The sequence below is a fragment of the Neisseria oralis genome, from assembly GCF_045062685.1.
GTDB lineage: Bacteria > Pseudomonadota > Gammaproteobacteria > Burkholderiales > Neisseriaceae > Neisseria > Neisseria oralis.
Genome location: NZ_JBJGEB010000008.1, coordinates 95,388 through 116,464 on the forward strand (window position 1 = coordinate 95,388; position 21,077 = coordinate 116,464).

Below are 21,077 nucleotides of genomic sequence, written 5' to 3' on the forward strand. Positions count from 1 at the left end.
CGAATTTCACACACAATCAAGAGGGAGATTCTAACATTATTTTCAGTATCTTTATGAAGATGTTTGCGGCTTTTAACGCTGGCAGGCCGTCTGAAAACCGGTAAAAATCCGTCCCGCATACGGCATGTTCTATCACTTTCCCGCGCGGCATATCCGGAGGGGATGTTTCCGGCGGTTGCAGACCTGTTTATAATGCCGCCCGTTTCTGCGGCTTCGGTATTTTATGCTTAAATCAAGTCATTTCCTGAACGTTCGTGCTGTTTTAAGCGGATTTTTCCACCGCTGCGGGATTTTATTTTAGAATGTAAGTTATTTTTAATATATGAAAAGGACTGACTATGGCAAGCAGCAACCTGCTTATTCGTGCCGTCAACCGCATCAGCCTCGTGCAGCAAATCGTCATCGGCCTGACTCTGGGTATCGCGCTGGCGGTACTCGCGCCGCAGGCGGGCATCGCGGCCGGACTGCTCGGCAGCCTGTTCGTCGGGGCGCTGAAAGCCGTCGCGCCGATTTTGGTGTTCGCACTGGTGCTGGCCGCCATCGCGCAGCACCAGAAAGGCAACGAGGCCTACATCAAACCGATTATCGTTCTGTACCTCATCGGTACGTTTTCGGCGGCCTTGGTCGCAGTGATTGCCAGCTTTGCTTTTCCGACCATGCTGATTTTTTCTAAAGCGGGCGATATGTCGGCCACGCCGCCGGGCGGCATTATCGAAGTGCTGAAGACTTTGCTGATGAACCTGGTGTCCAACCCGATCAGCGCGCTGGCCGACGCCAACTACATCGGCATTTTAGCTTGGGCCTTGATTTTGGGTTTCGCCGTGCGCAATCACGGTTCCGACACCACGCGCCAAGTGGTCGCCGATACGGCGGAAACCGTGTCCACCGTGGTCAAATGGGTTATCCGTTTCGCGCCGCTGGGTATTTTCGGACTGGTGTCGTCCACCATCGCCGAAACGGGGTTCGGCGCGCTGAAAGGTTACATGCACCTGCTGGCGGTGCTGCTGGGCAGCATGATTTTCATCGCGCTGGTGGTCAATCCGCTGATTGTCTGGTGGAAAATCCGCCGCAACCCTTATCCGCTGGTGTTTACCTGCCTGCGCGAAAGCGGCGTGTACGCCTTCTTCACCCGTTCGTCGGCGGCCAATATTCCAGTAAACATGGCGCTGGCGAAAAAACTCGGCCTGCATGAGGACACCTATTCCATCGCCATTCCGCTGGGGGCGACCATTAATATGGCGGGGGCGGCGATTACCATCACCGTGCTGGCGATGGCTGCGGCGCACACCCAGCATATCCAGGTCGATTTCTTCACCGCCCTGCTGCTCAGCCTGGTCGCCACGGTCAGCGCCTGCGGCGCGTCGGGCGTGGCGGGCGGTTCGCTGCTGCTGGTGCCGCTGGCATGCAGCCTGTTCGGGATTTCCAACGACGTCGCCATGCAGGTAGTCGCTGTCGGCTTCATCATCGGCGTGATTCAGGATTCTGCGGAAACTGCGTTAAATTCGTCCACCGACGTGCTGTTTACCGCCGCCGCCGATTTGGGACGCGAACGCTGACCCTGCATTCGGAAACATACCGAGGCCGTCTGAAAAACCGTTTTCAGACGGCCTCTTCCCTTTACCTTGTTTGACAAACCCCGTCGATTCGGTTAAAACCGCCCCATAACAAAAAAATTCTTGTCCGCTGCGTCTGCCTGCGGCAATCAGGCCGCTCCGGACTTTACTCTGCAAAAGGAGACATCATGTCCGGTACTTCCGACAAAACTTTCTTCGGCCATCCTTTCCAACTCTCCACCCTGTTCCATATCGAGCTTTGGGAACGTTTTTCGTTCTACGGTATGCAGGGCATCTTGCTGATTTACCTGTATTACGCCGCCGACAAAGGCGGTTTGGGCATAGACAAGTCGCTCGCGGGCGGCATCGTCGGCGCATACGGCGGCAGCGTCTACCTATCCACCATCCTCGGCGCATGGTTTGCCGACCGCGTATGGGGCGCGGAAAAGACCCTGTTCATTTCCGGCGTCGTGGTGATGCTCGGCCATATCGCACTGGCGATCGTGCCCGGATTGTACGGCCTGCTGCTGGGGCTGGTGCTGATTGCGCTGGGCAGCGGCGGCGTGAAATCCTCCGCCAGCTCGATGGTCGGCGCACTTTACGAAAGCGACGACATGCGGCCGCTGCGCGATGCCGGTTTTTCGATTTTCTATATCTCCATCAATATCGGCGGCTTTCTCGGCCCGCTCCTGACCGGCCTGCTGCAAACCAATCTGGGTTTCCACTACGGCTTCGGCGCGGCGGCGGTCGGCATGGCGTTCGGCCTGTGGCGTTATTCGCGCGGCCGCAAAAACCTGCCGCATCCGTCCGTACCCAATCCGCTGCCGCAAGGCCAAGGTAAAACCGCGGCGGCGGCAGGACTGCTGATTACCGCGGCTTTGGGCGGCGTGATTGCGGCCGGCTGGCTGACTTTGGACAATTTCTCCATGGCGCTGCTCGGCACGGTCATCGCGGCAGTCGTCGTTTACTTCATCCGCCTGCTGACCAACCCGCAGGTCGACGCGGACAACAAACGCCATATCACCGCCTATATCCCTTTGTTTCTGACCGTGTGTCTGTTTTGGTCGGTATGGTTCCAAGTCTATACCGTGGCAACCGTGTATTTCGACGAAACGGTCGACCGCACCATAGGCGGCTTCACCATTCCCGTATCGTGGAAAGACTCGATGCAGAGTATGTGGGTCGTGCTGTTTTCCGGCCTGATGGCGGCCATCTGGACGAAAATGGGCAAACGGCAGCCGAAAACGCCGTTGAAGTTCGCACTGGCGATGCTGGTGGTCGGACTGTCCTACCTCGGCTTCGTGCCGTTTGTTTCATCGGGCACGCCGATGCCGATTATCGTATTCGCACTGGTGTTGCTGTCCGTTACCGTCGGCGAACTGATGCTCTCGCCGATTGCACTGTCCTTCTCGACCAAAATCGCGCCGCCGACGTTCAAAACGCAGATGGTCGCGCTCAACTTCCTCGGCTTTTCGCTGGGCTTTACGCTCGGCGGCGTGCTGTTTAAAACATATTACCGCGCCGATGCCCCGCTGAGCTTTTTCTGGCTGCTGTGCGGCATCGGCGTGGCGGGCGGCGCTGTGTTGCTGCTGCTGGTACCGGTATTGAACCGGATGCTCAAAGGGGCCGATTAAAGACCGGCAGGCCGTCTGGAAAATAAACTTTTCAGACGGCCTCCGTTCCTGTCGCCCAACGAAATAACAAACAACCGAAAGGCCGTCTGAAACCGCGGGCCGCCTTTCCAACCGAAGGAAAACCCCATGAATGCCGAACAAAAACTCTCTGCCCTGCGCCAAACCATGCGCGAACATAACCTAGATGCCTGGATTATCCCGTCCGCCGATCCGCATTTGTCCGAATACCTGCCCGAACACTGGCAGGCTCGGGTGTATTTTTCCGGCTTCACCGGCTCGGTCGGCACCTTGGTCGTTACCGCCGACAAAGCCGGCCTGTGGGCGGACAGCCGCTATTGGGAACAAGCCGCACACCAGCTCCAAGGCAGCGGCATAGAATTGCAGAAAGTCGGCGAAGTCGCGCCCTACACCGACTGGCTGGCCGCCGAACTGCCGAACGGCGCGGCGGCGGGCGCGGCGGCCGACATGCTGTCGCTGACCGCCAAACGCCAGCTTGAAACCGCCTTCGCCGCCAAAAACATCTGCCTCGACGTATCGCGCGACATCGCCGACACAGTTTGGGCCGACCGCCCCGCCCTGCCGCAGGAAGCCGTTTTCCCGCACGACGCGGCCTTCGTTTCCGAAACCGCCGCCACCAAACTCGCCCGCGTGCGCGCCGCCATGAAAGAACAAGGCGCGGCCTGGCATCTGATTTCTTCACTCGACGACACCGCATGGCTGACCAATCTGCGCGGCAGCGACGTACCGTACAATCCCGTATTCCTGTCGTATCTGCTCATCGGCACCGATTCGGCCGTATTGTTTGTCGATGAAACCAAGCTGAATCCGGCATCGCGCGCGCTGCTGGCCGAAGCGGGCATCACCACCGCGCCCTACGCCGCCGTGCGCGAAGCCTTGGCCGGAATTTCAGACGGCCTGCTCGTCAACCCCGACAAAACCGCCGTCAGCACACTGCAACTCATGCCGTCTGAAAACCGTTTGATTGAAAACATCAACCCGTCCACCCTGTTCAAATCCGTCAAATCCGCCGCCGATTTAGACCATGTGCGCGAAGCCATGCGGCAGGACGGTGCGGCACTGTGCGGCTTCTTCGCCGAATTCGAGCGCAATCTGGTCGACGGCACCGCCATGAACGAGCTGAACATCGACACCATGCTCCACAAATACCGCAGCGCGCGCCCAAACTTCGTTTCACTCAGTTTCAACACCATCGCCGGCTACAACGCCAACGGCGCGCTGCCGCACTACGCCGCCACGCCCGAAGCGTTCAGCGACATCACCGGCAGCGGCCTGCTGCTGATTGACTCGGGCGCGCAATATCTGGGCGGCACCACCGACATCACCCGCGTCGTCCCCGTCGGCGAAACCACGCCCGAACAAAAACGCGACTACACGCTGGTCTTAAAAGCCCATATCGCGCTGGCCGAAACCGTGTTCCCCGAAAACATCGGTTCCACCCTGCTCGACGCCATCTGCCGCAAACCCCTTTGGCAGGAACAATGCAACTACGGCCATGGCACGGGGCACGGCGTAGGCTACTTCCTGAACGTGCACGAAGGCCCGCAGATTATTTCCTACCTCACACCCGCCAATCCGAACCAAACAATGAAGGCAGGCATGATTACCTCCAACGAACCCGGCCTCTACCGCCCGGGCAAATGGGGCATCCGCATCGAAAACCTCGTCGCCAGCCTGCCCGTGGCATCGCCGCAGGAAACCGAATTCGGCAAATTCCTGCATTTCGAAACCCTCACCCTCTGCCCGATAGACACGCGTCCGATAGACTTCGGCCTGCTGACCAAGGCAGAAGTCCGCTGGCTCAACGCCTACCACGCCGACGTGCGCGAAAAACTGCTGCCGCTGGTAGACGGCGCAGCGCGCGACTGGCTGATATTGCGGACGGAAGCAGTGTAGGATTCGATACGGGATATGTAAAACAAAGGCCGTCTGAAAAACCATTGCCAAGTTTTCAGACGGCCTGTTTCAAAAAAATCAAACCACTATTAAGATTAAGTAAGGAAAACATCAAATTAACGCTTCTTACTTACTAAAGATGGTGAAATAAAAAAGAATAAAATGACCAAAAGAACAGCAATAAAAACGACCATTCCTGAAATCGTTGGTTATTGATTTTCAAGAGTTTATGAAGGGGATTTGAGTGTTGATGCCTCAGAAGCCCATGAGAGGTGCTGGCGATGCGGTTATCAAACCAAACTGGAGCGCTGCCATATCATCCCCCATCTCCGCGGAGGAGCAGACGAACCTTCTAATTTGGTTTTGTTATGCAAAAAATGTCATTTAGAAAATCCGAACGTTTCTGACCCAGAGATTATGTGGGATTGGCTCAAAGCCTACCGAACTTCTCTGTACAACACTTTTGGGATAATACAGGGGTTTGAAGAATATTAAGAAAATCTATGGCGTTTCTTTTTCAGAGCAAATGATGAAGCTGGGCATATCAAAAATTGAAGAATTAGAACCCTTGATTGCTTCAAAAATGGAAGGCTGCACCCGTCATTTCGGCGAATCTCATTTAAACAAGGCAACCTTTGCAGGAATATTGAGAATGATTTACAAAGAAATCGTAAAAGACCGACCCCAAACCTAAGGAATGCAAAGATTTTAAGAAAATCATAATGCCCGTTGAGGAGCATACAGGTCGGACGATAAGCCGGGTTCTGTCGTCGGACAGTCATTCCTCTAGGCGCATCATTGCTGATACGCTCCAGCAACCTACCCGAACGCTCGGCGGGCCGCGTCAATGCGTTCTGTTTGGTCTTGCTCCGAATGGGGTTTGGCCTGCTGCGCCCTGTTGCCAGGTGCACGGTGCGCTCTTACCGCACCTTTTCACCCTTACCTGTGCCGCCTTTTCAGACAGCCATCGGCGGTTCTGCTCTCTGTTCCACTTTCCGTCGCGTTGCCGCGCCCGGCCGTTAGCCGGCATTCCGCCCTGCGGAGCCCGGACTTTCCTCCCCGTATGCCTTGCGACGATACGCGGCGACTGCCTGTCCGGCCTGTATGCGTGGCGGATTATAGCACAAGGCGGGGCAAGGCCGTCTGAAACCGCTGCAAAATGCGGTTTGCCAACCTTTTCAGACGGCCTTGCATCCTGCCGCAGTGTCATAACCATAACGCGGCAAAGTGTGTCAAAAGCACTGCAAACGCGCCCGCCGCGCCGCCTGCTTTCACGGAAAGGAACATTTTTTTCATTTCAGACGGCCAAACGGATTGAATAGCTTAGATTTACACGGTAAACTTATACCATTAAATTTTTTAATGATAACACTCACTCACTATGAAACCCGCCTTTGATGTAAAGTCAGCCCGGCTTGACGTGCTGGCCGTTCAACTGCACACCGCAGATTTAACCGAATTAGAAGAATTTTTACGCCAGCGTACCGGTCAATATCGAGAGCTGGATGTCGTACCTTTCATATTGGATGTGCAGGATTTCGACCATCCCGAATCCTTGAACACCGGTGCAGTGGTTTCATTATTCGCCCGTTACGGAATGCAGATTCTGGGCTTGCGCCACACCAGCGAAATTTGGGCGCCGTATGCTGCCAAGCTCCATTTGGTGTTTACGCTCGGCGACAGTGCCCCCGCCGAACCCCAGCCCAAAGCAGCGACCCCCGCCCCAGTCCAAACACCGGCTGCCGGCAATCCGACCGTATTGGTCAGCACGCCGGTCCGTACCGGACAACAGGTTTACGCCGAAAACGCCGACTTAATCGTTACCGGCGCCGTCAGCCAAGGCGCAGAACTTATTGCCGACGGCAACATCCACGTTTATGCACCGATGCGCGGGCGCGCATTAGCGGGTGCGGGCGGCAACCGCAATGCCAGAATCTTCATCCATTCCATGCAGGCGGAACTGGTATCCGTCGCAGGTATCTATCGAAACTTCGAGCAGGATTTGCCCGACCACCTGCATAAAAAACCGGTGCAGATTTCATTACAGGACGACCGTTTGGTCATCAGCGCAATCGACGCGGAGTAAAACCCATTTTTAGTATCTGAAAAGGAAATATTGTGGCAAAAATTATTGTAGTAACCTCAGGTAAAGGCGGCGTAGGTAAAACCACTACCAGCGCCAGCATCGCAACCGGCCTAGCCTTGCGCGGGCACAAAACCGCCGTCATCGACTTCGACGTCGGCCTGCGTAACTTGGATTTGATTATGGGCTGCGAACGCCGCGTGGTTTACGACCTAATCAACGTCATTCAAGGTGAAGCAACACTCACCCAAGCGCTGATTAAAGACAAAAACTGCGAAAACCTGTTTATCCTGCCCGCGTCGCAAACCCGTGACAAAGACGCCCTGAACAGGGACGGCGTAGAAAAAATCATGACCGAACTGACCGAAAAAATGGGTTTCGAATACGTTATCTGCGACTCCCCCGCCGGTATCGAGCAAGGAGCACTGATGGCACTCTACTTTGCCGACGAGGCCATTATCACGACCAACCCCGAAGTTTCCAGCGTGCGCGACTCAGACCGCATTCTGGGCATCCTGCAAAGCAAATCCCGCAAAGCGGAACAAGGCGGCACGGTAAAAGAACACCTGTTGATTACCCGCTACTCCCCCGAGCGCGTTGCAAAAGACGAAATGCTGTCGGTACAGGACATCTGCGACATCTTGCGCATCCCGCTCATCGGCGTGATTCCCGAATCACAAAACGTATTGCAGGCTTCCAATGCCGGCGAACCCGTCATCCATCAGCAGGATGCTACCGCGGCAGAAGCCTATAAAGACGTTATTGCCCGACTGCTCGGTGAAAACCGGGAAATGCGTTTCTTGGAAGCCGAGAAAAAAGGCTTCTTCAAACGACTGTTCGGAGGTTGATTCATGTCTCTGATTGATATCCTGTTCGGCAAAAAAACCAAAACCGCAACCGTTGCGCGCGACCGCCTGCAAATCATCATCGCACAAGAACGCGCTCAAGGCACAAGTGCAACGCCCGATTACCTGCCGACATTGCGCAAAGAGTTGCTGGAAGTCCTGTCGAAATACGTCAACGTATCACTTGACGACATCCGTATCTCTCAAGAAAAACAAGATGGTATGGATGTTCTCGAACTGAACATCACCCTGCCCGAACAAAAAAAGGTTTAATCCATGACGCTGACCGAATTGCGTTATATCGTAGCCGTCGCGCAAGAGCGTCATTTCGGACGCGCAGCGCGGCGCTGCTTCGTCAGCCAGCCCACCCTTTCCATCGCCATCAAGAAGCTGGAAGAAGAACTTTCAGTATCGCTGTTTGACCGCAGCAGCAACGATATCATTACCACCGAAGCAGGCGAACGCATCGTCGCCCAAGCCCGCCGTGTGTTGGAAGAAGCGGACTTAATCAAGCATTTGGCCAATGAAGAGCAAAACGAGCTTGAAGGTGCATTCAAACTCGGCCTGATTTTCACCGTTGCCCCGTACCTGCTGCCCAAGCTAATTATGGCTTTACGCGAAAGCGCGCCTAAAATGCCATTGATGCTGGAGGAAAACTATACCCACATTCTGACCGAAACCCTCAAACGCGGTGATTTGGATGCCATCGTTGTTGCCGAACCGTTCCAAGAACCGGGCATCGTTACCGAACCGCTTTATGACGAGCCTTTCTTTGTTATCGTCCCTAAAGGACACCCGTTTGAAGAATTAGATGCTATTACTCCCCATCTACTGTCGGAAGAGAAGGTCTTGCTGTTAACCGAAGGTAATTGTATGCGCGATCAAGTGCTGGCAAGCTGTTCGGAACTAGCGGCCAAGCAGAGGATTCAAGGGTTGACCAATACCTTGCAAGGCAGTTCCATCAACACCATCCGCCATATGGTTGCCAGCGGCCTTGCCATCAGCGTCATGCCCGCTACGGCACTGACCGAAAACGACCACATGCTGTTCAGCATTATCCCGTTTGAAGCAACCGCACCCAAACGCCGCGTCGTATTGGCTTACCGCCGCAATTTCGTACGACCTAAAGCCTTAACTGCTTTGCGCAATGCAATATTACACTCTCATCTGAACGGTGTTACTTTTGTAAAAGAGTAATTTCTACATACAAAACAGGCCGTCTGAAAAATAAAGGGCAAAACCTCTTATTTTTCAGACGGCCTGTTTTATTCTCAAGCCCATTAAGCAAAAGTCTTTACTACAAATGTTCCCTATCATTTTCACTATTGGCAATATCAGCCAGCCAACAAAAAAGCACGGCTCGCCGTGCTTTTCCTTTAAAACAAAATTCCTATTTGTTTCTTTGAGAACGAAGATAATCCAAAGTTTTAAGCTGGGCAATCGCTGCCGCCAGAGCAACTTGCGCTTTAGCCAACGATTCGTCATCTTGAGCTTGCGAAATACCAGCTTCCGCCACTTTTTTCGCTTCCTCTGCTCGTGCCTGATCCATTTCACCACTGCGTACTGCCACATCAGCCAAAATGGTTATCTTTTCAGGTTGTACTTCCAACAGTCCTCCCGAAACGGCAACCAACACTTCCTCCGTTTGGTCAGGCACAGTCAAGCGCAATGCCCCAGGACGCACCAAACTCATAATCGGCTCATGTCGCGGATAAATACCGAGTTCACCTTGCACAGTCGGAATAACTACAAATGTAGCTTCGCCTGAGTAGATATTTTGTTCGTTACTTACCACTTCAACTTGCATGACATTCATGCCAGCCTCCTCAATTTACGGTTTTCGCTTTCTCTACGGCTTCATCAATGCTGCCCACCATGTAGAACGCTTGTTCCGGCAGGTGATCGTATTCGCCGCTCAAAATCGCTTTAAAACCGGCAATGGTGTCACGCAACGATACATATTTACCAGGAGAGCCGGTAAATACTTCGGCAACGTGGAACGGTTGCGACAGGAAGCGTTGAATCTTACGCGCACGCATCACGGTCAGTTTATCTTCGTCTGACAATTCATCCATACCCAGAATAGCGATAATGTCACGCAATTCTTTATATTTTTGCAAAGTGGACTGTACGCCGCGTGCCACATCGTAGTGCTCTTGACCCAACACCATCGGATCCAGTTGGCGTGAAGTGGAATCAAGCGGGTCAACTGCAGGGTAAATACCCAAAGATGCAATATCACGGCTCAATACGACAGTAGCGTCCAAGTGGGCAAACGTCGTTGCAGGAGACGGGTCGGTCAAGTCATCGGCAGGCACATATACGGCTTGGATGGAAGTAATGGAACCTGTTTGGGTAGAGGTAATACGCTCTTGCAAACGACCCATTTCTTCAGCCAATGTCGGTTGATAACCCACTGCTGAAGGCATACGGCCCAGCAATGCAGACACTTCGGTACCGGCCAAAGTGTAACGGTAAATGTTGTCCACGAAGAACAATACGTCGCGACCTTTGCCGCTTTCGTCTTTTTCATCACGGAAATATTCGGCCATAGTCAAGCCGGTCAAGGCTACACGCAGACGGTTACCCGGAGGTTCGTTCATCTGACCGTAAACCATGGCCACTTTGTCCAATACGTTGGAATCTTTCATCTCGTGGTAGAAGTCATTACCTTCACGGGTACGCTCACCTACGCCCGCAAATACGGACAAGCCGCTGTGTGCTTTGGCGATGTTGTTAATCAATTCCATCATGTTTACGGTTTTGCCTACTCCGGCACCGCCAAACAGACCTACTTTACCGCCTTTGGCAAACGGACACAGCAAATCAATCACTTTAATGCCTGTTTCCAGCAGCTCAGTAGTAGCGGACAACTCATCGAATTTCGGGGCTGTCTGATGGATGGCACGGTGTTTGTTGGTATCAATCGGACCTGCTTCATCAACAGGTGTACCCAATACATCGACAATACGTCCCAAAGTGCCTTTACCTACCGGCACAGTAATCGGCGCGCCTGTATTGCTTACAGTCATACCCCGCTTAAGGCCGTCTGAACTACCCATTGCAATAGTACGAACCACACCGTCCCCCAGAAGTTGTTGAACTTCCAAAGTCAGATTGTTTTCGTCTAATTTCAGAGCGTCGTAAACATGCGGAATGGCGTCACGCGGAAATTCCACATCAACTACCGCACCAATAATTTGTACGATTTTGCCTTGGCTCATTATCGTATCCTAATTTCCTGTACAGGTTTCAGACGGCCTCAAACTGCCGCCGCTCCTGCCACAATTTCTGTCAATTCCGTGGTAATCGCAGCTTGACGCGACTTGTTGTATACCAACCGCAACTCTTTGATGGCATTGCCTGCATTGTCGGTCGCAGCTTTCATTGCAACCATACGAGCGGCTTGTTCTGATGCCATATTATCGCTTAATGCTTGGTAAACCACAGATTCCAAATAGCGACGAACCAAATATTCCAATACGGCAACGGGACTCGGTTCATAGCGGTAATCCCAATTGTAATCATTGCGCGTATTGACTTCGTCCATCACACTCTGTCCGATGGGCAGCAACACCTCCATACGCGGTTCTTGCCGCATGGTATTGATGAAGCCCGAGTAAACCAACTGAATCACATCTAACTCATGCTTTTCATATCGTTGGAATATTTCGGTTAATGGTCCCAGCAGCGTTTCCATTTTTGGGGTATCGCCTAAATTTGTCGCACTGGCGATGATATTTAACCCAATATTTTGACAGGCCGCCAAACCTTTACTGCCCAAACATACAACTTCAACTGCAATGCCCTTTTCCTGATACTCTTGGACTTGCGCCAAAAATCGCTTTAATACGTTAGCATTCAAGCCTCCGCACAAGCCTTTATCGGAAGTAATTAAAATGAAACCAGCCTTGCGGATTTCGCGGTGAGGTTCCAATAATTTAATCCCATGATCCGAATTGGTTTGTGCCAAATGGCTCATAACCAAACGTACTTTTTCGGCGTACGGACGCGCCAAGCGCATCCGCTCCTGAGTCTTCCGCATTTTGGAAGTTGACACCATCTGCATCGCTTTAGTGATCTTTTGGGTATTCTGAACACTTCGGATTTTGGTGAGAATCTCTTTCCCGACTGCCATTTCAGACTCCTTTCATCTCAAATCTTATGCTTGGTAAGCATAAGAAGATTTGAAAGATTTCATGGCTTCGGCCAATATCTGCTCGCTTTCATCAGACATTGCACCTGATGAATTGATGGCATCCAAAACACCAGGCTGTTGTGTACGGACATAACTTAAAAACTCCGTCTCAAAAGCCAAAGCTTTAGAAACCGGTACATCCTCATATGAACCGTTATTAATTGCCCATAAAGTCAGAGCCATTTCAGCAGTATTCAAGGTACTGAACTGTTTTTGTTTCATCAGTTCTGTAACCACTTCGCCATGCTGCAGCTGTTTACGCGTTGCTTCATCCAGATCGGAAGCAAACTGAGAGAACGCGGCCAATTCACGATACTGAGCCAATGCCAAACGAATGCCACCACCCAATTTTTTGATCACTTTGGTCTGCGCCGCGCCACCTACACGCGATACAGAAATACCAGCATTGATTGCCGGACGGATACCTGCATTAAACAGGTCAGTTTCCAAAAAAATTTGACCGTCGGTAATCGAAATAACGTTGGTCGGTACGAATGCAGATACGTCACCAGCTTGCGTTTCAATGATAGGTAGTGCTGTTAACGAACCCGTTTTTCCTTTGACCGCACCGTCAGTCAACTTTTCAACCTCATCTTGATTGATACGGGCAGCACGTTCCAATAGGCGGGAATGCAGATAGAACACATCACCCGGATATGCCTCACGACCAGGAGGACGACGCAATAATAGGGAAATCTGGCGATACGCAACAGCCTGTTTAGATAGATCATCGTATACGATCAAAGCATCTTCACCGCGGTCACGGAAAAACTCTCCCATTGTACAACCGGCATATGGGGCGATATATTGCAGGGCGGCGGCCTCCGAAGCTGTAGCTGCCACAACAATAGTATGTTCCATTGCGCCGTATTCTTCAAGTTTGCGAACCACATTAGCAATGGATGAAGCTTTTTGACCAATTGCCACATAAATACAGATAACATCGGTATCTTTTTGATTTACAATCGCATCCAATGCTACTGCAGTTTTACCGGTCTGACGGTCACCAATAATCAGCTCACGTTGTCCCCGACCAATCGGAACCATTGAATCAATTGCCTTCAAACCTGTCTGCATCGGCTGATCAACCGATTTACGGGCAATTACACCAGGTGCAATTTTTTCGATTGGTGCAGTTTGAGTCGTATTAATCGGGCCTTTACCATCAATCGGGCGACCCAGCGCATCAACTACGCGCCCAACTAATTCACGACCAACCGGTACTTCTAAAATACGGCCAGTACATGTAACTGTATCACCTTCTTTAATGTGCTCATATTCACCCAACACTACGGCACCTACAGAGTCGCGCTCTAAGTTCATAGCCAAACCGAAAGTGTTACCCGGAAATTCGAGCATCTCACCTTGCATTGCGTCTGATAAGCCGTGAATACGCACAATACCATCTGTCACGGAAATAACCGTACCACGTGTACGAACTTCCGTATTTACAGACAAATTTTCGATTTTGGCTTTAATCAATTCGCTAATTTCAGCAGGATTAAGCTGCATGAAAACTCTCCTAATTTGTCATAGTCGTATACAAAGCATTTAATTTGCCCCGTATAGACAAATCCAAGACCTGATCACCCACTTCTACCCTTATCCCCCCAATTAATTTTGGATCGACTTGGGTTGTTACTACCAATTCAGTGTTGAAGCGCTTTTTCAGCATTTCAGTCAATTCTGCCGCTTGAGCAGAAGTCAATTCATAAGCACTGTAAATAACGGCTGACTTGGTATCGTTGAGTGTCAAGGTTAAGTCTTGATATTGCACATAAACTTCCGGCAAAATCGGTAACCGTTTCTGCTCAGCCAAAACAGTCACGAAATTTTTGAGACTGTCGTCTTTTAAACCGACCAAATCAGTTAATAATCTTGCCTTTTCGGAAGTGTCCGTTTCAGGTTGTTCGATTAAGGAAATCACTTTTTCCTGCCGTACAACCGCCGACAGATTTTTAAGTTCGCCCAACCAAGACTCTATCTGTTTTTTTTCCTGAGCTAAACCAAATAATGCTTTCGCATACGGCCTAGCAATAGTTGCGAACTCTGCCATAAGATTACAGCTCCTGTTTCAAGGCACCGAGCAACTGCGCATGTTTAGAAACATCAACTTCATCGCGCAAAATAGACTCTGCACCTTTCACTGCCAGTGAGGCTACCTGTTCACGTAATACTTCACGTGCACGAACCATCTCCTGCTCAACATCAGCTTTAGCTTGCGCAGTAATTCGGGCAGCTTCAGTAGAAGCCTGTTCTTTAGCTTCTTCCACGATTTTTGCCGCGCGTTTTTCTGCATTAGCCACCATTTCGGCAACTTGAGTACGCCCTTCGGCCAAAAGTTCTGCAACTTTCTTTTCCGCCTGCTCAAAGTCATTTTTACCGCGCTCAGCAGCAGCCAAGCCTTCGGCAACTTTCGCAGCACGCTCATCCAAAGCTTTTGCGATTGGAGGCCACACAAACTTCATGGTAAACCAAACCAAACCGATAAAGACTAAGATCTGCGCAAATAAGGTTGCATTAATATTCACTTTACCTAACCTTCGTATTAGGGTTAATCAAACAAACGGCTGACCGTCTGTATCGAAACAGTTAACTGTCCGGATTAGCCTGCAAACGGGTTAACGAAAGCAAACAGTAATGCGATAGCCACGCCAATCAGGAATGCAGCGTCAATCAAACCGGCAATCAGGAACAGTTTGGTTTGCAGCGGGCCGATCAGTTCGGGTTGGCGAGCGGAAGATTCCAAATATTTGGAACCGACCATACCGATGCCGATGGCGGCACCCATCGCGCCGAATGCAACGATCAAACCACAAGCGATAGCAATTAAACCACCCATTTTAAAAACTCCTTGAAAAGCTAAAAATTAAACTACGTTGGAAAAATTTCTGAAAACTTATAAAAAACATCAATGTGTATCATGGGCTTGGCCGATGTAGACAAACGCCAAAGCCATGAAGATAAATGCCTGCAAAGTAATGACCAAAATATGGAAAATCGCCCACGCTAAACCGGCGATAAGATGAAGTACAAATAAAATCGGATCCATTACACCGACACTGCCTGACGCGGCCCATGCACCGCCTAATAGTGCAATCAGCAAAAATACCAATTCGCCAGCATACATATTACCGAACAACCGCATACCGTGTGATACGGTTTTCGACAAGAATTCAACCAAATTCAACAAGAAGTTAGCCGGCGCCAACTTCGCACCAAATGGCGCGCTGAACAACTCATGCATCCAACCGCCGAAGCCTTTAATTTTGATATTATAGTAAATACAAATACCGAGTACACCGATGGCCAAAGCCAGCGTAGTGTTCAAGTCGGCAGTTGGGACGATGCGTAACAGGGCATGGTGATTGCCTGTCAGATGTTGCCAAGTCCATGGCAGCAAATCTACTGGCAGCATATCCATCGCATTCATTAAAAAAATCCAAACAAACAACGTTAATCCCAACGGAGCGACAGCCCTGCGCGATTTTTCGTTATGAATAATGCTCTTGCACATATCGTCGACAAATTCGAACAGGATTTCCACCGCTGCTTGAAAACGCCCCGGAACACCGGCGGTAGCTTTTTTGGCGCCGCGCCACAGCAAAAAGCTGCTGATTACGCCCAACAATATGGAAAAGAATAAAGTATCCATATTGATGAATGAGAAATCAGCAATATTTTTCAAACCTTGTCCCTGCGCTACATCCGACAGACTAGTCAAGCTTTGCAAGTGGTGCTTGATGTAGTCGGCAGCAGTCATTGATTCACCTGCCATAATCTTTAACTCTCAACAATACTAAAAAAACCAAATGGCTGACGCTGAACAAACCGAACAAAAACGGTAAAAACACCAGCGATTGATGCCATACAGCAAAAAACGACAACATCAACGCCAACGACAGCATTACTTTTAAAGCCTCTCCTGCCATGAACATTCTACTTTGCAGGTACGGCCTGTTTTTTAAAAGCCTTAAAAGTAAAACCGCGGCCACAGTCGGTATCAGGTAAGATGCGCCGCCGGCCAAAGCGGACCAAAATCCTCTTCCTCCCCAACAAACTGCACTGACAAAAGCAACTGCCGCCAGCATCGCACACTGCCAAATCAGAATCTGCCGCATAATTGTCAGGGAAACCAATACCATATTAAAGATTCAAGTAAGGCCACTATAATTGAAGAGGGGGCGCAGCGTCAAGGGCGTGTTAACCTTTGTGAAAATACAACTTTGATATTCCTTGCCATAAAAGCACAGCAGCAGTGATCTTTATTGATTTTAACATAAACTACACAGCATTACATGCAATCCCCTTATCGCACAGCCACTATATCCTCTCTGAATTGACGGATATTTCAAACTCCTTTGAACTAAAAATGTTTATTTCTTCAACACAGGCCGTCTAAAAATTTTCAGACGGCCTGTGTTGCGCTAAGAGTGCCGGTCGTATTCTACGCTTCGTATTCCACACCTAACTGTTTGAGTAGATATTCGAACGTCTCCGGCGTATCGAAATGCAGGACGATTTTGCCTTTTTTATGATTGGTGGTACGGACTTCAACGTTAACGCCCAATTTTTCGGTCAGTGCATCGTTCAGACGGCGTATATCGGCACTGATGGTCTTTTTGACGTCTTTGCGGACTGCCTGTTGCGCCACTTGGCTGCGCCGTTCCACTTCGCGCACTGACCAGCCGTTTTTGACTGCTTTTTGTGCCAACTGGAGCTGTTCGACTACCGGCAACGTCAGCAGGGCGCGGGCATGTCCCATTTCAAGGCGGCGTTGGTAGAGCATGTCTTGCACCGGTTCGGGCAAACTCAAAAGGCGTAGGGTATTCGAAATAGCACTACGGCTTTTACCGACTGCTTTGGCAATTGTTTCGTGCGTCAGGCCGAATTCGTCCGCCAGCCGCTTCAGCCCTTGTGCTTCTTCAATCGGATTGAGGTTTTCGCGTTGCAGGTTTTCAATCAACCCCATTGCCAGCGCGGTTTCGTCACTGATGCTTTTCACGACGACGGGGATTTCGGTCAATCCGGCCAACTGGCTGGCACGCCAACGGCGTTCCCCTGCAATCAGTTCGTACTGCGACAGCCCGTGCTCACGCACAATCACGGGCTGAATGACGCCTTGGGCTTTTATTGAGTCGGCCAGTTCCTGCAAGGCTTCGTCATCAATCTGCACTCGGGCTTGGTAACGGCCGGGCTGTATGTCTTTGACGGCAACGGTAGTCAGCCGGTCACTGCTACTGTCGCCGATGCTGTTGGAAATCAGTGAATCTAAGCCGCGGCCCAAGCCGCTTTTCGGTTTTGCCATGGTGTAATCCTTTTTTCAGACGGCCTGTCTCTATGCTTTTATATATGTGGTGTTCTATTTTATCGGATATTGGCGGTTTATAAACCATCTTATTAGTTGCTTATTTCAAATAATTTTCTGAATGACTGTTTCAGACGGCCTTTGTATATACAATAGGTGCAGATTGATTCCAAAGGCTTGCGCAAGAGAAAACATAAACAGATTTAAAATCCGAAAGACATGATTTGCGCACATTGATGTCTGCTCCAACCAATAAGCAAAAATGCCGCCCCTTACTTCTCGACGGGTTTATGCTATGCTTCCGCCCCAAATGGGCGAATCAGGCACACCGTTTGAGCACACAGAGCAAGGGCGGATTATCCATGCGGCTGATGTACGCTACTAAAAAACGGAAGCGGCAGATAAACCTTTGACGATTACCATCAATATCAGCGGCAGCTCCACAATTGGAATCTCAGCCTGTTTCAGCCTTTGCCGCAGCGAACGAAGACATGAATATTTCGACTGTACCGTTCCACTTACTATAAAGAACATTTCTAACACTGCAAATTCAAAGAAGTGGGTACCAGCCGCTTTTTACCTGATTTAGAAGGACAGACCATGACCAAACGACGCATAGTGCTCGGCATCAGCGGTGCCAGCGGCTTCCAATACGGTTATAAGGCCCTAAAACTGCTACAAAATATTGAAAACGTGGAAACCCATTTAGTGATTTCCAAAGGTGCAGAAATGGCCCGCGCTCTGGAAACGCCCTACACCAAAGAGGAGGTTTGCAAAATGGCGGACATCGTTCATCCCATCGGCAATCTGGCTGCCAGTATTTCCAGCGGTTCGTTCAAAACCGTCGGAATGCTGGTCGCCCCCTGCTCTATGCGCACCCTTGCAGCCGTGGCTCACGGTTACAGCGACAACCTGCTGACCCGCGCCGCGGACGTGGTATTGAAAGAACGCCGCAGCCTGGTGCTGATGGTGAGGGAAACACCGCTGAATCTGGCGCATTTGGACAATATGCGCCGCGTAACCGAAATGGGCGGCATCATCTTCCCACCCGTGCCCGCACTATATCTTCAACCACAAAGCGTCGATGACATCCTGACCCACAGCGTCAGCCGCGCACTCGATTTGCTTGGCGTCGACATCCCACACCAGCCGCACTGGGGGGATGATGCGCAATCCGTTATCGAAAACTAGCGCTTGGCCGAAACAGACATTCCGTTTGCGATGCTTGATTCTTCCTCATACAGAAATGCCTAATCATCACTCTTGCAAAAGGAATCCGTTATTAATTTGGGAAGTTATTTAAAATAAGGTTTGTCCTCAACGGTAGATTCTTTCACAGACAAAACGGACCCTCCAAGAGTTTTTTATTACCGTTTTTAGAATTCTGATTATATTTTTAGTTAAAAAGGCCGTCTGAAAAATGTTTTCAGACGGCCTTTCTCCATTGTTTTAAATAGCCCTATTCCGGCCGCATTTGTGGGAATAAAATCACGTCGCGGATGGTTTGAGAATCGGTCAGCAGCATCACCAAGCGGTCAAGGCCGATGCCGCTGCCGCCGGTGGGGGGCAAGCCGTATTCCATCGCGCGGATGTAGTCGGCGTCGTAGTGCATGGCTTCGTCGTCGCCGGCGTCTTTCTGCGCCACCTGTGCTCTGAAACGGGCGGACTGGTCTTCGGGGTCGTTCAACTCGGAGTAGCCGTTGGCCAGCTCACGGCCGACGACGAACAGCTCGAAGCGGTCGGTCAGGCCGGGCTTGGTGTCGGACGCACGCGCCAGCGGGGAGACTTCGACGGGATAATCAATGATGAAGGTCGGATTCCACAGTTTGCCTTCGGCGCAGCCTTCAAACAAAGCCAGTTGCAGGCTGCCGATGCCGGGCGAAGGCGGCAGGCTTTCGCCGTGTTTGACGATTTCCTTTTTCAGCCATGCTTCGTCGGCAAGCTGCTCATCGGTGTAGTGCGGATTGTATTTTTTGATGGCTTCGAGAATGGTCAGGCGTTCGAAGGGGCTGGCCAAGTCGACTTCTTTACCGTTGTAGCTGATTTTCGCCGCGCCGCACACCGTTTCGGCACAAGCGCGGATGACGCCTTCGGTCATCTCCATCATGCGTTCGTAGGTGCAGAAGGCTTCATAGAATTCCATCATGGTGAATTCGGGATTATGGCGGGTAGACATGCCTTCGTTACGAAAGCTGCGGTTGATTTCGAATACGCGCTCCAAACCGCCTACGACCAAGCGTTTCAAATACAGTTCGGGCGCGATACGCAAGTAAAGCGGCATATCCAGCGCATTGTGGTGGGTAATGAAAGGCTTGGCCGTCGCACCGCCCGGAATCGGGTGCATCATCGGAGTTTCTACCTCCAAATAACCTTCGCCGACCATGTAGTTGCGCACGGTTTGGATGATTTTGCTGCGTTTGATAAAGGTGTCGCGCGATTCGGGATTAACGATTAAATCGACATAGCGCTGGCGGTATTTGACTTCTTGGTCGGCCAGGCCTTTGTGTTTGTCGGGCAGCGGGCGCAAGGATTTGGACAACAGCCGGATAGCGGACACGCGCACGGTCAGCTCGCCGTGATTGGTTTTAAACAATGTACCTTCCGCACCGACGATGTCGCCCAAGTCCCAATGGTTGAAATCGTCCAAAACTTCTTGGCTCACGCCTTTGTTGTTGAGATAAAGCTGAATCTGACCGCTCATGTCCTGAATGGTGGCGAAGCTGGCCTTGCCCATCTGGCGTTTGAGCATCATGCGGCCGGCGATTTTCACGGGAATGCCTTGCGGGTCAAGTTCTTCTTTGTTGATTTCACCGTATTTTTTGTGCAGGTCGGCGGCAAAGCTGTCGCGTTTGAAATCGTTGGGATAGGCGATGCGTTCTTTGCGGATGTTGTGCAGTTTCTCGCGGCGCAGGGCGATGATTTGATTTTCATCTAATTGCGGCTCGGTTTGCGGATGATTTTGTTCGCTCATGGTTATTTTTCCGGAAAATGAGGCAGCAGGACTTTTAGCAGGTCTTGCTACAATAATAATTCCGCGCCATTTTACGCGATACGGGCTGTTTTTTCTATCTAGAACATTATTGGAAGGAAATCTGAATATAGATGAACTCTCATTGAACTGACTCCAAGAAGTTGGACAGTTTAATCAAGCAACTTTCGAGGACTGAAGCCTGTACTGCACAGAACTCAATTCTTGCGATTTCAACTTAATCCCACCGTGGTTGTAATAACGGATATATTTGTGCAATGCCGATTCCAATTCGGCAACAGAAGCATATCAACATGTATGAAAGCATTTCAAATTTAATGTTCCGAAGAAACTTTCCATTGCCACATTAGGCAGCTTTCCCTTCAGGACATACTCAGCACCAAATTTGCTATCCTTCAGTTGCTTTTGATAAAAAGCCATCGATACCGCCAACCTAGGGCTGAATGCTGTATGGGACATTCTCCCTCATTACCCATTTCTGACTAGGACGTTCAGCCTGAAAATTATCGCAATTGTCCCAACTTCCCTTCCATAGGAAGGGCATTCCCCCTTC

21 protein-coding genes, 1 other RNA gene and 1 pseudogene are annotated in these 21,077 nt (G+C 50.8%); 10 read left to right on the forward strand and 13 right to left on the reverse strand.

The window, feature by feature from the left end; all coding sequences use genetic code 11:
* The first annotated feature begins 338 nt into the window (after nucleotides 1-338).
* The 5 genes from sstT (at nucleotide 339) to ACI43T_RS08825 (ending at nucleotide 5,795) form a co-directional block, all read left to right on the forward strand.
* On the forward strand, nucleotides 339-1,556 hold the full coding sequence (sstT, locus tag ACI43T_RS08805) for a serine/threonine transporter SstT (RefSeq protein ID WP_009175060.1): 1,218 nt from the start codon (nucleotides 339-341) through the stop codon (nucleotides 1,554-1,556).
* Nucleotides 1,557-1,741: 185 nt separating this feature from the next.
* A complete protein-coding gene (locus ACI43T_RS08810) occupies nucleotides 1,742-3,187 on the forward strand; it encodes an oligopeptide:H+ symporter (RefSeq protein ID WP_405386570.1) in 1,446 nt (481 codons plus the stop codon).
* A gap of 126 nt (nucleotides 3,188-3,313) precedes the next feature.
* A complete protein-coding gene (locus ACI43T_RS08815) occupies nucleotides 3,314-5,101 on the forward strand; it encodes an aminopeptidase P family protein (protein WP_405386572.1) in 1,788 nt (595 codons plus the stop codon).
* Between the two features lie 240 nt (nucleotides 5,102-5,341).
* The gene (locus tag ACI43T_RS08820; protein WP_377080406.1) at nucleotides 5,342-5,596 is read left to right on the forward strand and encodes an HNH endonuclease; all 255 of its coding nucleotides are present in this window, start codon (nucleotides 5,342-5,344) and stop codon (nucleotides 5,594-5,596) included.
* Nucleotides 5,583-5,795, forward strand: a complete 213-nt coding sequence (locus ACI43T_RS08825) for a hypothetical protein (protein ID WP_377080404.1) — start codon at nucleotides 5,583-5,585, stop codon at nucleotides 5,793-5,795. The genes ACI43T_RS08820 and ACI43T_RS08825 overlap by 14 nt, the downstream gene beginning before the upstream one ends.
* Nucleotides 5,796-5,838: 43 nt before the next feature.
* On the opposite strand, the gene rnpB is transcribed toward ACI43T_RS08825, so the two are convergent.
* An RNA gene (gene rnpB / locus ACI43T_RS08830) (RNase P RNA component class A) lies at nucleotides 5,839-6,204 on the reverse strand.
* 278 nt (nucleotides 6,205-6,482) lie between these two features.
* On the opposite strand from rnpB, the gene minC reads away from it, so the two are divergent.
* Genes minC through ACI43T_RS08850 form a run of 4 tightly spaced genes read left to right on the forward strand, consistent with a single transcriptional unit; the run spans nucleotide 6,483 to nucleotide 9,226 of the window.
* Entirely contained in the window at nucleotides 6,483-7,187 is a 705-nt protein-coding gene (minC, locus tag ACI43T_RS08835; RefSeq protein ID WP_377080402.1) for a septum site-determining protein MinC, read from the forward strand.
* Between the two features lie 32 nt (nucleotides 7,188-7,219).
* On the forward strand, nucleotides 7,220-8,032 hold the full coding sequence (gene minD, locus ACI43T_RS08840; RefSeq protein ID WP_009175065.1) for a septum site-determining protein MinD: 813 nt from the start codon (nucleotides 7,220-7,222) through the stop codon (nucleotides 8,030-8,032).
* A gap of 3 nt (nucleotides 8,033-8,035) precedes the next feature.
* Complete coding sequence (gene minE, locus ACI43T_RS08845; protein WP_009175066.1) at nucleotides 8,036-8,302, forward strand: cell division topological specificity factor MinE; 267 nt, start codon at nucleotides 8,036-8,038, stop codon at nucleotides 8,300-8,302.
* A gap of 3 nt (nucleotides 8,303-8,305) precedes the next feature.
* Nucleotides 8,306-9,226, forward strand: a complete 921-nt coding sequence (locus ACI43T_RS08850; protein ID WP_009175067.1) for a hydrogen peroxide-inducible genes activator — start codon at nucleotides 8,306-8,308, stop codon at nucleotides 9,224-9,226.
* Between the two features lie 193 nt (nucleotides 9,227-9,419).
* Here ACI43T_RS08850 and ACI43T_RS08855 read toward each other — a convergent pair whose 3' ends face one another.
* The 10 genes from ACI43T_RS08855 to ACI43T_RS08900 form a co-directional block, all read right to left on the reverse strand.
* The gene (locus tag ACI43T_RS08855; protein WP_009175068.1) at nucleotides 9,420-9,845 is read right to left on the reverse strand and encodes a F0F1 ATP synthase subunit epsilon; all 426 of its coding nucleotides are present in this window, start codon (nucleotides 9,843-9,845) and stop codon (nucleotides 9,420-9,422) included.
* A 10-nt stretch (nucleotides 9,846-9,855) separates the two neighbouring features.
* Nucleotides 9,856-11,253, reverse strand: coding sequence for a F0F1 ATP synthase subunit beta (gene atpD, locus ACI43T_RS08860; RefSeq protein ID WP_009175069.1), 1,398 nt, complete (start codon nucleotides 11,251-11,253; stop codon nucleotides 9,856-9,858).
* A 38-nt stretch (nucleotides 11,254-11,291) separates the two neighbouring features.
* On the reverse strand, nucleotides 11,292-12,167 hold the full coding sequence (gene atpG / locus ACI43T_RS08865; protein ID WP_009175070.1) for a F0F1 ATP synthase subunit gamma: 876 nt from the start codon (nucleotides 12,165-12,167) through the stop codon (nucleotides 11,292-11,294).
* A 24-nt stretch (nucleotides 12,168-12,191) separates the two neighbouring features.
* Nucleotides 12,192-13,739, reverse strand: a complete 1,548-nt coding sequence (atpA, locus tag ACI43T_RS08870; protein ID WP_293279587.1) for a F0F1 ATP synthase subunit alpha — start codon at nucleotides 13,737-13,739, stop codon at nucleotides 12,192-12,194.
* Nucleotides 13,740-13,749: 10 nt separating this feature from the next.
* The gene (locus tag ACI43T_RS08875; RefSeq protein WP_009175072.1) at nucleotides 13,750-14,283 is read right to left on the reverse strand and encodes a F0F1 ATP synthase subunit delta; all 534 of its coding nucleotides are present in this window, start codon (nucleotides 14,281-14,283) and stop codon (nucleotides 13,750-13,752) included.
* Between the two features lie 4 nt (nucleotides 14,284-14,287).
* Complete coding sequence (locus ACI43T_RS08880) at nucleotides 14,288-14,758, reverse strand: F0F1 ATP synthase subunit B (RefSeq protein WP_377080396.1); 471 nt, start codon at nucleotides 14,756-14,758, stop codon at nucleotides 14,288-14,290.
* A 74-nt stretch (nucleotides 14,759-14,832) separates the two neighbouring features.
* Nucleotides 14,833-15,069 carry a F0F1 ATP synthase subunit C gene (atpE, locus tag ACI43T_RS08885; RefSeq protein WP_009175074.1) on the reverse strand — a complete coding sequence of 79 codons (237 nt, stop codon included), beginning with the start codon at nucleotides 15,067-15,069 and terminating at the stop codon, nucleotides 14,833-14,835.
* A gap of 69 nt (nucleotides 15,070-15,138) precedes the next feature.
* Nucleotides 15,139-16,005, reverse strand: a complete 867-nt coding sequence (atpB, locus tag ACI43T_RS08890; protein ID WP_009175075.1) for a F0F1 ATP synthase subunit A — start codon at nucleotides 16,003-16,005, stop codon at nucleotides 15,139-15,141.
* A complete protein-coding gene (locus ACI43T_RS08895; RefSeq protein WP_405386589.1) occupies nucleotides 15,995-16,348 on the reverse strand; it encodes an ATP synthase subunit I in 354 nt (117 codons plus the stop codon). The genes atpB and ACI43T_RS08895 overlap by 11 nt, the downstream gene beginning before the upstream one ends.
* Nucleotides 16,349-16,674: 326 nt before the next feature.
* On the reverse strand, nucleotides 16,675-17,535 hold the full coding sequence (locus ACI43T_RS08900; protein ID WP_009175077.1) for a ParB/RepB/Spo0J family partition protein: 861 nt from the start codon (nucleotides 17,533-17,535) through the stop codon (nucleotides 16,675-16,677).
* A gap of 600 nt (nucleotides 17,536-18,135) precedes the next feature.
* On the opposite strand from ACI43T_RS08900, the gene ACI43T_RS08905 reads away from it, so the two are divergent.
* Complete coding sequence (locus ACI43T_RS08905; protein ID WP_405386580.1) at nucleotides 18,136-18,726, forward strand: UbiX family flavin prenyltransferase; 591 nt, start codon at nucleotides 18,136-18,138, stop codon at nucleotides 18,724-18,726.
* A gap of 268 nt (nucleotides 18,727-18,994) precedes the next feature.
* Here the strand turns inward: ACI43T_RS08905 and lysS are convergent, their stop codons facing one another.
* Together lysS and ACI43T_RS08915 are read right to left on the reverse strand one after the other, a co-directional pair.
* Nucleotides 18,995-20,506 carry a lysine--tRNA ligase gene (gene lysS / locus ACI43T_RS08910; protein WP_377080389.1) on the reverse strand — a complete coding sequence of 504 codons (1,512 nt, stop codon included), beginning with the start codon at nucleotides 20,504-20,506 and terminating at the stop codon, nucleotides 18,995-18,997.
* Nucleotides 20,507-20,680: 174 nt separating this feature from the next.
* Nucleotides 20,681-20,800: pseudogene (locus tag ACI43T_RS08915) on the reverse strand (IS3 family transposase); the annotation flags it as partial.
* Nucleotides 20,801-21,077 lie beyond the last annotated feature (277 nt).

What these genes read in the sequence shown, in the direction of transcription:
- sstT (WP_009175060.1), top strand. Translation starts at nt 339, where the DNA reads ATGGCAAGCAGCAACCTGCTTATTCGTGCCGTCAACCGCATCAGCCTC.
- ACI43T_RS08810 (WP_405386570.1), top strand. Translation starts at nt 1,742, where the DNA reads ATGTCCGGTACTTCCGACAAAACTTTCTTCGGCCATCCTTTCCAACTC.
- ACI43T_RS08815 (WP_405386572.1), top strand. Translation starts at nt 3,314, where the DNA reads ATGAATGCCGAACAAAAACTCTCTGCCCTGCGCCAAACCATGCGCGAA.
- minC (WP_377080402.1), top strand. Translation starts at nt 6,483, where the DNA reads ATGAAACCCGCCTTTGATGTAAAGTCAGCCCGGCTTGACGTGCTGGCC.
- minE (WP_009175066.1), top strand. Translation starts at nt 8,036, where the DNA reads ATGTCTCTGATTGATATCCTGTTCGGCAAAAAAACCAAAACCGCAACC.
- ACI43T_RS08850 (WP_009175067.1), top strand. Translation starts at nt 8,306, where the DNA reads ATGACGCTGACCGAATTGCGTTATATCGTAGCCGTCGCGCAAGAGCGT.
- ACI43T_RS08855 (WP_009175068.1), bottom strand. Translation starts at nt 9,845, where the DNA reads ATGAATGTCATGCAAGTTGAAGTGGTAAGTAACGAACAAAATATCTAC.
- atpD (WP_009175069.1), bottom strand. Translation starts at nt 11,253, where the DNA reads ATGAGCCAAGGCAAAATCGTACAAATTATTGGTGCGGTAGTTGATGTG.
- atpG (WP_009175070.1), bottom strand. Translation starts at nt 12,167, where the DNA reads ATGGCAGTCGGGAAAGAGATTCTCACCAAAATCCGAAGTGTTCAGAAT.
- atpA (WP_293279587.1), bottom strand. Translation starts at nt 13,739, where the DNA reads ATGCAGCTTAATCCTGCTGAAATTAGCGAATTGATTAAAGCCAAAATC.
- ACI43T_RS08875 (WP_009175072.1), bottom strand. Translation starts at nt 14,283, where the DNA reads ATGGCAGAGTTCGCAACTATTGCTAGGCCGTATGCGAAAGCATTATTT.
- atpE (WP_009175074.1), bottom strand. Translation starts at nt 15,069, where the DNA reads ATGGGTGGTTTAATTGCTATCGCTTGTGGTTTGATCGTTGCATTCGGC.
- atpB (WP_009175075.1), bottom strand. Translation starts at nt 16,005, where the DNA reads ATGGCAGGTGAATCAATGACTGCTGCCGACTACATCAAGCACCACTTG.
- ACI43T_RS08895 (WP_405386589.1), bottom strand. Translation starts at nt 16,348, where the DNA reads ATGCGGCAGATTCTGATTTGGCAGTGTGCGATGCTGGCGGCAGTTGCT.
- ACI43T_RS08900 (WP_009175077.1), bottom strand. Translation starts at nt 17,535, where the DNA reads ATGGCAAAACCGAAAAGCGGCTTGGGCCGCGGCTTAGATTCACTGATT.
- ACI43T_RS08905 (WP_405386580.1), top strand. Translation starts at nt 18,136, where the DNA reads ATGACCAAACGACGCATAGTGCTCGGCATCAGCGGTGCCAGCGGCTTC.
- lysS (WP_377080389.1), bottom strand. Translation starts at nt 20,506, where the DNA reads ATGAGCGAACAAAATCATCCGCAAACCGAGCCGCAATTAGATGAAAAT.